Source organism: Mesorhizobium sp. PL10, assembly GCF_053714315.1.
In genome coordinates, this window is sequence record NZ_JBSKBR010000214.1 from 1 (window position 1) to 386 (window position 386).

1 pseudogene is annotated in these 386 nt (G+C 64.2%); it reads right to left on the minus strand.

Annotation, left to right across the window (positions count from 1 at the left end):
• Positions 1-324, minus strand: a pseudogene (locus ACWGTO_RS33910) (tyrosine-type recombinase/integrase); the annotation flags it as partial.
• Positions 325-386: the final 62 nt, after the last annotated feature.

Genomic DNA, 386 nt, shown 5'->3' on the forward strand with positions numbered 1-386 from the left:
GATCGGGCCGCGGCCATCGCGCCGGGGAAACAGCCATCGCCCCGGCTTGGTCAACCGCCAATAGACGCGCAAGATCTCCAGCAGCTGCGGCGACAGCATCACATAGCGGTCCTTGCCGCCCTTGCCCTGCTCTATGCGAATGACCATCCGGCTGCTATCGATGTCCGTCACCTGCAGACGCGCCGCCTCCGCGGCGCGCAAGCCCGCCGCATAGGTGGTCATCAGAGCGACCCGGTTCCTCGTCCCCTTCACGGCCTGCAGAAAGCCGACCACCTCATCGGCGCTCAGCACGACCGGCAACTTGCGCGGCGTCCGGGCGTAAGCGTGTCAATGCCGGGTGAAATTTCCTCAGAAGTGCCGAAGTAAAATTCCCCAATTATGCCGCC